15 protein-coding genes are annotated in these 12,846 nt (G+C 53.0%); 8 read left to right on the top strand and 7 right to left on the bottom strand.

All coding sequences use genetic code 11. The features are described from left to right. Positions 1 to 119: 119 nt before the first annotated feature. The 5 genes from xseB to HKT17_RS10900 all read left to right on the top strand — a co-directional run bounded on the left by xseB (position 120) and on the right by HKT17_RS10900 (position 4,459). Complete coding sequence (xseB, locus tag HKT17_RS10920) at positions 120 to 380, top strand: exodeoxyribonuclease VII small subunit (RefSeq protein WP_171100055.1); 261 nt, start codon at positions 120 to 122, stop codon at positions 378 to 380. Then, positions 377 to 1,279: a polyprenyl synthetase family protein gene (locus HKT17_RS10915; protein ID WP_171100053.1), complete on the top strand. Its 903-nt coding sequence runs from the start codon at positions 377 to 379 to the stop codon at positions 1,277 to 1,279. The genes xseB and HKT17_RS10915 overlap by 4 nt, the downstream gene beginning before the upstream one ends. Further along, entirely contained in the window at positions 1,273 to 3,195 is a 1,923-nt protein-coding gene (dxs, locus tag HKT17_RS10910) for a 1-deoxy-D-xylulose-5-phosphate synthase (protein WP_171101488.1), read from the top strand. Before HKT17_RS10915 ends, dxs begins: the two co-directional genes overlap by 7 nt. 7 nt (positions 3,196 to 3,202) lie before the next feature. Then, positions 3,203 to 4,033 carry a GTP cyclohydrolase FolE2 gene (gene folE2 / locus HKT17_RS10905; RefSeq protein WP_105029922.1) on the top strand — a complete coding sequence of 277 codons (831 nt, stop codon included), beginning with the start codon at positions 3,203 to 3,205 and terminating at the stop codon, positions 4,031 to 4,033. Between the two features lie 102 nt (positions 4,034 to 4,135). After that, positions 4,136 to 4,459, top strand: coding sequence for a DUF3579 domain-containing protein (locus HKT17_RS10900; protein WP_105029613.1), 324 nt, complete (start codon positions 4,136 to 4,138; stop codon positions 4,457 to 4,459). Positions 4,460 to 4,624: 165 nt separating this feature from the next. Here the strand turns inward: HKT17_RS10900 and rpsT are convergent, their stop codons facing one another. Beyond that, positions 4,625 to 4,891 carry a 30S ribosomal protein S20 gene (gene rpsT, locus HKT17_RS10895; RefSeq protein WP_105029612.1) on the bottom strand — a complete coding sequence of 89 codons (267 nt, stop codon included), beginning with the start codon at positions 4,889 to 4,891 and terminating at the stop codon, positions 4,625 to 4,627. 77 nt (positions 4,892 to 4,968) lie between these two features. Here rpsT and murJ point away from each other — a divergent pair, with 77 nt between their 5' ends. Further along, positions 4,969 to 6,528: a murein biosynthesis integral membrane protein MurJ gene (gene murJ, locus HKT17_RS10890; protein ID WP_171100051.1), complete on the top strand. Its 1,560-nt coding sequence runs from the start codon at positions 4,969 to 4,971 to the stop codon at positions 6,526 to 6,528. A 60-nt stretch (positions 6,529 to 6,588) separates the two neighbouring features. On the opposite strand, the gene adk is transcribed toward murJ, so the two are convergent. From adk to HKT17_RS10860, 6 genes are all read right to left on the bottom strand, one after another. Continuing rightward, entirely contained in the window at positions 6,589 to 7,242 is a 654-nt protein-coding gene (gene adk / locus HKT17_RS10885; protein WP_105029610.1) for an adenylate kinase, read from the bottom strand. Between the two features lie 173 nt (positions 7,243 to 7,415). Further along, positions 7,416 to 8,177 (bottom strand): 3-deoxy-manno-octulosonate cytidylyltransferase, encoded by a 762-nt coding sequence (kdsB, locus tag HKT17_RS10880; protein WP_105029609.1) that lies wholly within the window; start codon positions 8,175 to 8,177, stop codon positions 7,416 to 7,418. Between the two features lie 6 nt (positions 8,178 to 8,183). Beyond that, positions 8,184 to 8,360, bottom strand: coding sequence for a Trm112 family protein (locus HKT17_RS10875; RefSeq protein WP_171100049.1), 177 nt, complete (start codon positions 8,358 to 8,360; stop codon positions 8,184 to 8,186). Continuing rightward, a complete protein-coding gene (lpxK, locus tag HKT17_RS10870; RefSeq protein WP_105029607.1) occupies positions 8,341 to 9,411 on the bottom strand; it encodes a tetraacyldisaccharide 4'-kinase in 1,071 nt (356 codons plus the stop codon). The genes HKT17_RS10875 and lpxK overlap by 20 nt, the downstream gene beginning before the upstream one ends. Further along, positions 9,408 to 9,836, bottom strand: a complete 429-nt coding sequence (locus HKT17_RS10865) for an ExbD/TolR family protein (protein WP_171100047.1) — start codon at positions 9,834 to 9,836, stop codon at positions 9,408 to 9,410. The genes lpxK and HKT17_RS10865 overlap by 4 nt, the downstream gene beginning before the upstream one ends. 11 nt (positions 9,837 to 9,847) lie before the next feature. Beyond that, entirely contained in the window at positions 9,848 to 10,462 is a 615-nt protein-coding gene (locus tag HKT17_RS10860) for a MotA/TolQ/ExbB proton channel family protein (RefSeq protein ID WP_171100045.1), read from the bottom strand. A 300-nt stretch (positions 10,463 to 10,762) separates the two neighbouring features. Between HKT17_RS10860 and xseA the strand changes: the two genes are divergently transcribed. Both xseA and sodB read left to right on the top strand, forming a co-directional pair. Continuing rightward, on the top strand, positions 10,763 to 12,130 hold the full coding sequence (xseA, locus tag HKT17_RS10855; RefSeq protein ID WP_171100042.1) for an exodeoxyribonuclease VII large subunit: 1,368 nt from the start codon (positions 10,763 to 10,765) through the stop codon (positions 12,128 to 12,130). A gap of 77 nt (positions 12,131 to 12,207) precedes the next feature. Then, a complete protein-coding gene (gene sodB / locus HKT17_RS10850) occupies positions 12,208 to 12,789 on the top strand; it encodes a superoxide dismutase [Fe] (RefSeq protein ID WP_105029921.1) in 582 nt (193 codons plus the stop codon). Positions 12,790 to 12,846 lie beyond the last annotated feature (57 nt).

The raw sequence follows: 12,846 nt of genomic DNA, 5'->3' as shown, positions 1-12,846 counted from the left end.
TGTTGAACAAAAAGAGAAAGTGGGATTGTACCCTTTAGTCTGCATTCCGGCCAAAGACTTTTCGCCTTTGGACAAAGTCGCAGTAAAATGGAGGACTTTGTATCACGCGCCGCAGCACAATGAGCCCGAGCAAATCGAAAATAGCGCCAGTTGACAATGCCCAAGCGGTGCCAGCCTCTTTTGAAGAGGCAGTGGCCGAGCTTGAGGCTTTGGTGAATACCATGGATTCCCAGAATCTTGGCCTGGATCAATTGCTGACCGATTACAAACGTGGGGCCTATCTCGTGAAGTATTGCAGGGACCGGTTAAGCCAGGTTCGCAAAGAGGTCACCGAGATTGAACAAGCATTGAACAAACCCGCTGATGAAGGTGCGCAGTGAGCTTCGCCCAGTCTATTCAGTTGAACTGGTTTGACGAAACTCGCGCGGGTTTTGAAACAGCATTGGCAGAAAAGTTAAACCAGTCCAAAGGTCCTTCCAGTGAGCTGAATGCCGCAATTGAATATGCTTTGTTGGATGGCGGCAAGCGCCTGCGCGCTATGTTGGTATTCGCAGCGGGCCATGCAGTAGAGACACCAGCCAGTGAGTTAAGCGATGCAGCCTGCGCCATCGAAGCCATGCATGCCTATTCTTTGGTGCACGACGATTTGCCCAGCATGGACAATGATGTACTTCGCCGTGGCAAACCAACCTGTCATGTGAAGTTTGGTGAGGCTTTTGCCCTGTTGGCAGGTGATGCACTACAAACGCTTGCTTTTCAATGGCTGGCTGAATCGGAGCAGGGTAATGTTCAGGTTCGCATACAGCAAATTGCAGCCTTGGCCGGCGCCTCTGGTTTGCAAGGCATGGCTGCCGGGCAGGCAATAGACCTTGCGCATGTGGGCAAGCCTATGGACTTGCAGTCGCTTGCCAATATGCACGCGCGCAAAACAGGTGACTTGATCTCGGCGTCAGTGCGCATGGGATATGTCAGCAATACGGCGCTTTCGGCCGTTGAGAAGAATGGATTAGAGGCCTATGCCCATTGTTTGGGCTTGGCATATCAGGTAATAGACGACATATTAGACGTGGAGTCCACCAGTGAGGTGCTCGGCAAAACATCGGGCAAAGACGCGCTGAACAACAAACCCACCATGGTGAGTTTGATGGGCTTGGGCGAAGCCAAAGCACTTTTGGCCCGGCTGCGAGAACAGGCTTTCACAGCCTGTGAGGTTATTGCTGCCCCGCGCCGCGCCCCGCTGGAAACCCTTGTAGAACTGATTACAAACCGGAAATCATGACCGATCTGCTGAAAAAAATTGATTGCCCCGCAGACCTGCGGCGACTGTCTGAAAACCAGCTGCCCAAGCTGGCAGACGAGTTGCGCAATTACATCGTGGAGCAAGTGGCCAAAACCGGCGGGCATTTGTCATCTAACCTGGGAACGGTCGAATTAACCGTGGCCTTGCATTATGTGTTCAACACCCCAAATGATCGCGTGGTGTGGGACGTGGGCCACCAAACTTACCCGCACAAAATTTTGACTGGCCGGCGCGATGCCATGCCGGGTTTGCGCCAATACGGCGGCATCTCCGGTTTTCCAAAGCGTTCGGAATCTGAGTACGATGCCTTTGGTACTGCACATTCCAGCACCTCCATTTCCGCTGCCTTGGGCATGGCGGTTGCCTCACGCAACCTGGGCGTGAACCGAAAACACATTGCTGTAATTGGCGACGGCTCCATGACCGCAGGCATGGCCTTTGAAGCCTTGAACAACGCCGGTGTAACGCCCGACATTGATTTGCTCGTGATTTTGAACGACAACGACATGTCCATTTCACCGCCTGTGGGCGCGCTGAACAAGTACTTGGCCAAGTTGTTGTCGGGCCGCATGTTGAACAATGTGAAGGAAGTGGGCAAGGGTATATTGGGTGTGGCCCCACCCCTGTATGAACTGGCGCACCGGCTTGAAGAGCATGTCAAAGGCATGATGAGCCCGGCCACACTGTTCGAGGAATTTGGGTTTAATTACTACGGCCCCATTGATGGCCACGATCTGGACGCACTTGTGCCCACGCTGCAAAACCTGCGTGCAATGAAAGGCCCGATCTTCCTGCATGTGATCACCAAAAAGGGCGCAGGCTACAAGCTGGCCGAGCAAGACCCGGTGCTGTACCACGGCCCGGGCAAGTTCGATCCCAGCATCGGTATTCAAAAATCAAATACACCCAAGCCCCCTACCTACACCCAAATTTTTGGCAAGTGGTTGTGCGACATGGCGCAATCCGATCGCAAACTGGTGGGCATTACCCCAGCCATGCGCGAGGGTTCCGGCATGGTGGAATTCGAGCGTCGCTTCCCCTCGCGCTACTTTGATGTCGGCATCGCAGAACAGCACGCAGTCACCTTCGCGGCCGGTTTGGCCTGCGAGGGCATGAAGCCCGTGGTGGCCATTTATTCCACATTTTTGCAGCGCGCCTATGACCAACTGATACATGACGTCGCCTTGCAGAATCTCGACGTTACTTTCGCGCTGGACCGCGCTGGCTTGGTGGGGGCCGACGGTGCAACGCACGCGGGCAATTACGACATTGCTTACCTGCGCTGTATTCCCAACATGGTGATTGCCGCTCCCTCCAACGAGGATGAGTGTCGCAAATTACTTACAACCGCTTATCACTACCCCGGCTGCGCTTCGGTTCGCTACCCGCGCGGTATGGGCCCCGGTGTAGTCGCTGACGAATCACTCGATTCCCTTGAAATTGGCAAGGCAATTGTGCGTTATTCGCCCGATGAATCGGAGCATAAACTTGTAATTTTGGCATTTGGCTCCATGTGTGAACCAAGCCTTGAGGCTGGCCGAGCGCTGGGTGCCACCGTGGTGGACATGCGCTGGGTCAAGCCAATTGATGCAGAATTGTTACAACGGTTTGCCGAGCAGCGCTACAGCTTTGTGACTATTGAAGAGGGCTGTATCATGGGTGGCGCAGGTTCAGCCGTGACCGAACACTTGCACGCCCAAGGATTTAATAACGCAGTGTTGCAACTCGGCTTGCCCGATGAATTCATCGACCATGGAGACCCCGCTCTCCTGCTCAAGAATCTTGGACTGGACGCCCAAGGCATAGAAACGTCCATCAAGCAGCACTATGGCGAGCTCTTTGATCGCCACACCAATGTGGTACGCCATGTAGCAGGGCGTGCCGCAAACACATGAGGAAGTTATGAATACACGTGACAAAGGCTTGGAGAATGCCGTGGCCACTAACCCAATTGACCAGGCCATTCCCGACGTCCAAAGCACCATCGACACCCGCCACATTGCAATCCAATCGGTGGGTATTCGTTCTGTCAAGTACCCAGTTCTGATTGAGCTTCAAGGCCAAAAGCCGATGCCCTCCGTGGCTGAGTTCGAAATGACCGTGTTTCTGCCTGCCGATCAAAAAGGCACGCACATGTCTCGTTTCATTGCTTTGCTGGAGGAAGCGCAGGGCACTGTGCTGACGGTCAGCGGTTTCCGTGCCATGCTGGTTGAAATGTTGCAGCGTTTGGACGCACCTTCTGGTCGCATCAAGATGGAACTGCCTTATTTCCTGTCCAAGGTTGCGCCCATTAGCGGCGTTTCAAGCCTGATGGACTATCAGTTGACCCTCGAAGGTTCAGCCACTGCGACAGGCCAAGACATTTACCTCACCGTGGTTGTTCCGGTGACCAGTTTGTGCCCATGTTCCAAGAAGATTTCTGAGTATGGTGCGCACAACCAGCGTTCGCACGTCACCGCGCGCGTGCAGTTGAAAGAAGATGTGGACATTGCACAGTTTATTTCCGCGATTGAGCAGCAGGCTTCCTGCGAACTGTATGGTTTGCTCAAGCGCCCCGATGAAAAGTATGTGACTGAGCGTGCCTACGACAACCCGAAGTTTGTGGAAGATTTGGTTCGAGATGTGGCCATTGCCATGAACAAGTTCTCGCAAGTGGGTCAATACACAGTAGAAGCGGAAAACTTCGAATCAATTCACAATCACTCGGCTTATGCTCGCATCGATCGAGCTTAAGTAGACCCTCGCTGGTTCTTCAGCGCGCTGTAAGAATCAACCCCGACAATACTTACAAAATTAAATGTCGGGGTGCGTGTGTACCTCAGGAGCTATTCGGTTATGGCTGAACCACCCAAGGTCAAGCCCAAGGAATTTTTTATTCTCGGACTCACGTCGGGAGGGCGGCCCTTTCGTCCTTCAGACTGGGCCGAACGTCTTTGCGGTGTGTTGTCTTGTTACCGCCCGCCTGGCCGCCAGCAGAGCCAGCAACACCTGGCTTACAGTCCCTACGCCAAGCCAATCTTGATGAACAATGTAAAGTGCGTTGTGGTCGATGAGCGCTTGCGCGACATTGAGCCCATGGCCATGACTTTTGTATTGAACTTTGCGCGTGACAACGATTTGCAACTGCTGGATGCCTGTCTGTTGCCTGACCCCGAGTAGTCAATTTCTCAGGGATGGTTTCCAAAGCCGGCTTGGCTTTGGAAACAGAATTCGGCAACGCAACTTGGCAACACAAAAAGCCCCTTTCAATCAAGGGGCTTTTCTATGTGGAGCAAATTAAAACCTTAAGGCCTCTTAAGGCCTCTTAAGGCCTCTTAAGGCCTATTAGGCGGCCATGCCTTTCACAAGTGCTGACAAGCGTGACTTGTTGCGTGAGGCTTTGTTTTTGTGGATCAGGTCTTTGTCTGCAACGCGATCCAGAATGCTTGTTGTTTCGCGATAAACTGCCTGAGCGGCGGCTTTGTCGCCTGCTTCAACAGCAGCGCGTACTTTTTTAACTGCGGTTCTCATCGCTGAGCGAATGGCTGAATTGTGCGCATTTGCTTTGGCGGCTTGTTTTGCGCGCTTGCGCGCCTGTGCTGAGTTGGCCATATTGCTGAGGCTCCAAGGGGTGTAGAATTCGAAAACCCGCAATTTTAACAAAATACTAGCCCTTTCACAATCACTATATGAATTTATTGAAATCGGCCGCTGCGGTCAGTGCCATGACCATGCTCTCTCGGATCACTGGTTTGATCCGAGAGACAATCACTGCGCGGCTCTTGGGGGCCGGGGCTGAATCCGATGCCTTTTTTATTGCTTTTCGAATTCCCAACCTTTTGCGCAGACTGTTTGCAGAAGGTGCTTTTTCGCAGGCTTTCATTCCAATTTTGTCCCAGACCAACGCCACACAAGGAAAATCAGCAGCGGTTGACCTGGCCCGGCGCGTTAGTTCTCTCTTGTTCATCGTTTTGTTGCTGATTGTTGTGGCTGGTGTATTGGGTGGCAGTTGGGTGGTCATGGGCATGGCCAGCGGGCTTGCGCAGGGTAGTGAACAGTTTGAACTCACCGTGTTGCTCACCCAGTGGATGTTTCCCTACATTCTTCTTATTTCAATGGTCGCACTGGCCTCGGGCTTGCTGAACACTTTCCGTTCATTTGCCTTGCCTGCCTTTGCACCGGTGCTGCTAAACATCAGCTTCATCGCGGGCGCTTTGCTGCTTGCCCCTTATTTTGATCAAGCAGTGAAAGCATTTGCAGTTGCAGTGATGGTGGGTGGTGTTTTGCAGGTTGCCGTGCTTTGGTATGGCTTGGCGCGTACCGACTGCCTGATCAATCCCTTTGCAGGATTTGGGGCGATTAAGGCAGCTTGGGGTGATGAGCAGGTTCGTCGGGTTCTGAAAAACATGGTGCCAGCAACGCTTGCCGTGTCAGTGGCGCAGATCAGTTTGATCATTAACACCAATATTGCGTCGCATCTGGAGCAGGGCAGTGTGTCCTGGATTTCTTATGGCGATCGCTTGATGGAATTTCCCACCGCTTTGTTGGGTGTCGCTTTGGGTACTGTGTTGCTGCCATCGCTTTCTGCTGCGGCCACACGCAGCCACGAGGAATATTCACGCTTGATGGACTGGGGCCTACGCCTCACAGTGGTGCTTGTGCTGCCGGCGGCCGTGGGCATGGGCTTGTTTTCAGATGCCTTGGTGGCCTTGCTGTTTCATTATGGGCGCTTTGATGCCAACGACGTGGCCATGACTAGCCAGGCCGTGATTGCTTACAGTTTGGGCTTGGCTGGTTTGGTGTTGGTCAAAATTCTGGCACCTGGTTTTTATGCCAAACAAGACATTCGGACTCCCGTGAAAATCGGGATTGTGGTTGTGTTGGCTACTCAATTGATGAACCTGTTCACGGTGCCCTGGCTAGGCCATGCGGGTTTGCCGCTCAGCATCAGTGCTGGTGCTGTGTTGAATGCGACGGTACTTTATTGGGGCTTGCGCAAGCGTGGCCTGTACACGCCTTCAAGCGGTTGGGGGCTTTATTTGATCAAGGTGTCAGTGGCTGCAACGGCCATGGGCTTTGCCTTGTGGCTCATGAATCAGCAGTTTGACTGGCTGAGCATGGCTTCTACACCACTGGTGCGTGTGGCTGCTGTACTGGGGGTAATTGGGGTTTGCGGCGTGCTTTATTTTGCAGTGTTGGCCGCCTTGGGTCTAAACCCGAAACGCTTGATTCGCAAGCCTGCTGTCTGATGGTGTGTGCTGTCCAGCTTGCGGCACCCAGGTTGTGGGCGCCGCAGCCGTGTATGGTCTTTACTTCAAAGCATCAAAGGCGCGTGCCTTGATTTCTTCTACGCTGCCAACACCTGCAATTTTGCGATATTGTGGCGCGCTGGCATCGCCTGTCGCTGCCCATTGGCCGTAGTAGTCCACCAAGGGGCGTGTTTGCTTTTCATATACGTCAAGGCGTTTCTTGACGGTTTCTTCTTTGTCGTCATCACGCTGAACCAAAGGCTCGCCCGTCACATCATCAATGCCTTCTTGTTTCGGAGGGTTGAATTTTATGTGATAAGTGCGCCCCGAGGCTGGGTGCGTGCGGCGGCCACTCATGCGGTCAATAATCGCGTCGTGGGGCACATCAATTTCAAGCACGAAATCAATTTTTACGCCGGCCTCTTTCATGGCTTCGGCTTGTGGAATGGTGCGGGGAAATCCGTCAAACAAATAACCATTTGCACAATCGGATTCTTTCAAGCGCTCTTTCACCAAATTGATGATGATTTCGTCGGACACCAGGCCGCCACTGTCCATGACTTTTTTTGCTTCGATACCCAGGGGGGTGCCGGCTTTAACAGCTGCGCGCAGCATGTCGCCAGTGGAAATTTGGGGAATGCCAAACTTTTCCTTGATGAATGTCGCCTGCGTGCCTTTGCCAGCACCGGGCGCTCCCAATAGAATTAAACGCATAGTCGCCTCAAGAGTTTTAAATCTGCTGGCCTGTTGTACAAGATGCGTCGTTTACAACAGGCAATATTTTTGGCCGTTTTCTCTTATTCGAGGCCTTTGCGATTATGGGTGCTTCAACTTGCAGAAAACTTACCCATGGGCAGGCTCGAATATTTTTTCATGGTCGTTCAGCCTTAACGAGACCCGAACAATGCCCTGACTTTCTCCAGGTCTTGCGCGGTGTCTACCCCGGGAAGCGGGGCATCCTGAATCATACACACTTTTATGCGAAAGCCATTGGCCAGCGCCCTGAGTTGTTCAAGTGATTCAAGCACTTCAATTCTGGCTGGAGGCAGTGTTTGATACACCTTCAGAAAGCGGGCGCGGTAAGCATACAAACCAATGTGGCGAATGCCCAGTTGCCCCGCTGGCACACCTTGGGGCCAGGATTCAGTGGCATAAGCATCCCGCGGATAAGGAATAGGGGCCCGGGAAAAGTAAAGTGCTTCACCGTCTTCACGCATGGCGATTTTTACCACATTGGGGTTTTTGAATTCTTCCCAGTTGTCGATTGCATGCCCACAGGTCGCAATGTCTTGAGCATCTTCCAGCAAGGCTTTGGCCACCAGGTCAATCAAGGCTGGGTCAATCAGGGGTTCATCGCCCTGTACATTCACCACCACGGTGTCGTTGGCCCAGCCTTTGAGTTGGGCCACTTCCGCAATCCGGTCGGTGCCTGTTGGCCAGTCGCCACGGGTCATGACAACCTGCAAGCCATGGTTTATACACACCGACTCAATTTCCGGGTGATCAGTGGCGACCAAGACTTCGTCTGCCCCCGATTTCAAGGCCTGCTCGGCCACTCGCACAACCATGGGCTTTCCCGCAATGTCCAGCAGGGGTTTGCCGGGCAGGCGAGTAGATGCATGGCGGGCCGGGATAACGGCTTTGAACATGGAAACTTAGTTGTTGGAGGTTGATACAGGTTCGGCTTGTTCCACCAGCATGATGGGTATTCCGTCCCGTACGGGAAATGCAAGTTTGTCGGCTTTGCATACCAGAAAGCTGTCGCTTGGGCGTTTTTCAAGCGGCCCTTTGCAGATGGGGCAAACCAGAATGTCAATCAATTGTGGGTCCAATGCAATCCTCTAGGGCTTGTGTCAGGGCAGGGGGCAATTTCACGCTGATCTCGGCCACCCACACTTTTGGGTTTGAATCACCCAATTTTACGGCATCTTTGCCACTTGTGATCAGCACTTGTTGATCGAACTGTGCGCAAAAGTCTTCAGGGTAATTGAAATGGTCAGGAAGGCCGCGGCTTGCGTCAAGATTGAGACCGGCTGATCGAATCGCATCAAATAATTTGCCTGGATCACCAATGCCGGAAAACGCCATCAGTTTCAGCGGTTTCCACTGTTCCATGGCTTGTTCGGTTGTCAGGAATTGGCCAGAGCTTAGTTGCCGAAAGCCAGTGAGTTGAACGTGTACCGCGTACCAGTTGTCTCGAGACGGCCAATCCAATGCCTTGCCCAGGGCCTCGGGTGAAATATTGGAACACAACACCGCATCCACTGAGCCGAGCCGGGAAAGTGGCTCGCGCAACGGGCCTGCAGGCAGCAAGCGGCCGTTGCCATGAGCCCGCCGGTCGAATACAACCCATTCAATTTGCCGGGCAAGCTTGTGGTGTTGCAGGCCATCGTCCGACACAATCAGTTTCAAATCCGGGAAATTGGCCAAAAGAAGCCTGACCGCTTGGTTTCGATCCGCGCACACAGCCACCGGGCAACCGGTTTCACGGCTTAAAAACAGCGGCTCGTCTCCCGCTTCAATTGCGGCGGGTGTGTTCTTGGCTGGGTCAATTACTATTGGCGCAGTTGTGGATCGCCCATAACCCCGGCTCACGATGCCAACCTTGTCACCGCGGGCGACCATGTATTGGCAAATTGCCATCACGATGGGCGTTTTTCCTGCACCGCCGGCAATTAGGTTGCCGACCACCAAAACTGGCGGATGGCTTGCTTTCTTTGCGGCGATCGATTTGTAATTTTGCCGGGTGGCCCAGCGCAACGCCTTGTAGGTACATTCAAGTAAACCCAGGGTCAAGCCTGTAACAAGCCCTGGTTTTTGTCCCGAGTACCAAATATTGAGCAAGGCAGACTCAATCCTGGCCTTGCGTTCATCTGTGCTCATGGGGATTTGCCACCGACTGTGGCAATCGACACTTTGGCCACGCCCAATGAGGCCAGCATGTCCATCACCATCACCACCGATTGGTGCGTGGCAGCCGCATCGGCCTCAACAATGGCCCTGCGTTCCTCGCTTGCAGGTTTGGCTGACAAAACTTTGCTGAGTTCTGTGCGAAGTTGGGTTTCCGTCAATACACCCTGAGCGCCCAGTGCATAGTTGCCATCCCGACCCACTCGAATTCGAAGTGCTTCAGGCGGTCTGGCATCTTCCTGAGCACTTCGTGTACCAGGCAAATCAACTTCCAGTTGGCTGGGCTGCATGAATGTGGTGGACACAACAAGAAAAATCACGATGACCAACAACACATCGATTAGCGGGATGAGGTTGATGTCGGGTGCTTCCGTGCTCGTTGTACGCTTGATTCTCAAAGACCCGCTCCTTAGCCTGCTTTGCACGAGTTGGTGTGCTGTTTCAGCAAGTCTTCAAAAGGCTTCAGTGAGTTTCCCATGTCCTCGAGCAGGCCGTTGATACGGATCCGGAACAGTCGATAGGCGACCAGGGCCGGTATCGCAACAATCAAGCCGAATGCCGTGTTGTAAAGAGCTACTGCGATGCCGGCGGCAATCGCTTCGGGCGTCTGGGCACCAGAGCCTTGAACTGCAAAAATCTCGATCATGCCGATGACCGTTCCTAGCAAACCCATCAAAGGCGCGGCACTGGCGATCATGGACAGCACGTCAAGGTGTTTTTCAAGTGCGTTTTGAATGCCGACGGATTTGTCCTGCATCGCGGTTTCTATGTCCTCGTTCTTGTAGAACGCAGACAGCCCAGCAGCCATCAAGCTTCCGAGCGCACTGTGTGATTCCAGACGGGCAATGTTTTGCCGGTCTTTGAACTGAGGCAGTGTTTTGCACACATCGGCCACCAGGTTTTCCGGGATCAAGTCTTTTTTTCGCAAGGCCCAAACGCGCTCAAGCACGATTGCCAACGCGACCACCGAGCCAAAAATCAAAGGCCAAATTGGCCAGCCCGCCGCAGAAATGATTGACCACACAAGTAGACTCCTATTCAGTAAGACAAGGACTCTAGCGAAAAAACCAACATTACACAAATTACACAAAAGCCGACATATTTGTTCATTGTGGATAACTTTGGGGAAAAGCCCCCCAAATTTTCGAATAATCAGTCGCTTGTGAGAAAAATGAACTTTTTGTGTATCGTATTTTGTTGTATTTTTCCTTTGTAATCAGTCGCTTGAGTTTATTTTCTTGTATTTCAGCCATGTTGCACAGAAAGTAGCTTTTTGTTAGCGCATGTGGAAATGTTCTGGTTTTTTAGCCAATTTGGTCTATAAATGATTGACTTAAAAACGGTTTTCTCGGTCAGCCAGCTCGCCAGGCACCTGAATGATCACCTCCGAAATGAATTTGGCTCCATCCGGATTCAGGGTGAGGTGGCGTCTTTTACCCGTGCCTCCTCCGGGCATTGGTATTTGGCCCTGAAGGACGAATCTGCACAACTGAAGGCGGTTATGTTTCGCCAACGCAATGTTCTCGCAGGTTTTTTCCCGGCGGTGGGCGACAAAGTTGAAGTGCTTGCGCAACTGGCCATGTATGAACAGCGTGGCGAGTTGCAGTTGATCATTGATGTCATGAAAAAGGCCGGGCAAGGCAATCTGCATGAACAGTACCTGCAACTGAAAACCAAATTGACTCAGGAGGGGTTGTTCGATTCTGCCCGCAAGCGCCCACTGCCTTCGGTGGTTTTTAATCTCGGGGTGATCACTTCACTGCAAGCCGCTGCACTTGCTGATGTAAAACAGGCCTTGGCAAGGCGCGCGCCCCATGTGGAGTACTCGGTTTACCACACCGCGGTGCAGGGCGAACAGGCCGCAGCACAAATTATTGAGGCCCTTCGCAAAGCCGATTCAGCAGGCCACGAGGCGCTGGTGCTTTGCCGCGGAGGTGGCAGTCTAGAGGATCTGTGGAGTTTCAACGTAGAAGCGGTTGTGCGTGCAGTGGCCGCTTGCAAAACCCCCATCGTGGTTGGCGTGGGGCACGAAACGGATGTGACCCTGGCTGAATTTGCCGCAGACCTTCGCGCCGCCACGCCGACCGCAGCTGCCGAATTGATCAGCCGGCCCACCAGTGAACTGCTGTCCGAGATTCAAAGTTTGCATGTGGGCTTGCGCAAGGCTTTACGTCACCGAGCCCAAATGCTTGTTCAACGGGTGGATCGGGCTGAACTAGGTTTGCTGACCCCTACTGCTTATCTGAACACCCTTGAATCTCGTTTGAGTACCGCAAATGGCCGCCTGCCGCGCCTTGTCGAGCGAGGCCTTGCACAACAAACCAATTCAATTCAGGTGTTGTGGGAATCCGTGTCGCTTGAAATGAATGCAGCTCAAAACTCAGCCAATCGAAGTGCCCAGCTTCTTGAAAGTGGGCTAATGGCTGCGCAGCGGCGCAACATTGCCGCATCGGATTCTCGCGTGGACCGTCTTGGCTCTGTGGTTGAGGCCGTCTCCCCCCAAAGAACGCTGGAGCGTGGCTATGCCTTTTTGCAGCCACAGCACGGAAACGCAGTTGTTCGCTCTGTGCTGGATGTGCAAACTGGCGATGCCTTGCGAGCCACAGTGGCGGACGGTGAAATTTTGGTGAATGTGCGCGAGAAAACTGAGCTGCGTGGACCGTTCAACGAGGACGTCAAAAATTCAAGATAGAATCAGAGGGGTTGAAATGTGGGGTTTTGCCCCAAGCTGAAGTTTTCGTATTGATTGAAGTGAGAGAGGATACTGATATGCAACATACACTGCCCGAATTGCCCTACGCGATGGACGCGCTGGCTCCCCATATTTCCAAAGAAACACTGGAGTACCACTACGGCAAGCACCACGCTGCTTATGTGACCAACCTGAACAATCTGGTAAAAGGCACCGAGTTTGAAAGCTCCAGCCTGGAAGACATCGTCAAGAAGTCAACCGGTGGTGTATTCAACAACGCGGCACAGATCTGGAACCACACGTTCTACTGGCACTGCCTGTCACCCAATGGTGGTGGTGCACCCACTGGCAAGTTGGCCGACGCCATCAATGCCAAATTTGGCAGCTTTGATGCGTTCAAGGAAGCCTTTACCAAAAGCGCGATTGGTAACTTTGGTTCTAGCTGGACATGGCTTGTGAAAAAAGCCGACGGTTCAGTGGATATCGTTAACACGAGCAACGCAGCCACACCCTTGACCACTCAGGACAAGCCTTTGTTGACCTGCGACCTGTGGGAACACGCCTACTATATCGATTACCGCAACGCTCGCCCCAAGTACATTGAAACCTTCTGGAACCTGGCGAACTGGGAATTTGCATCGAAGAATTTCGAAGGTTAATCCCCCGAAATCCTGTTCAACACGCCAGCCCCTCCTTGTGCTCACAGCGCAAGGAGG

This window comes from Limnobacter sp. SAORIC-580 (genome assembly GCF_013004065.1).
Lineage (GTDB): Bacteria > Pseudomonadota > Gammaproteobacteria > Burkholderiales > Burkholderiaceae_B > Limnobacter > Limnobacter profundi.
This window is presented reverse-complemented; position numbering and strand designations above follow the sequence as displayed.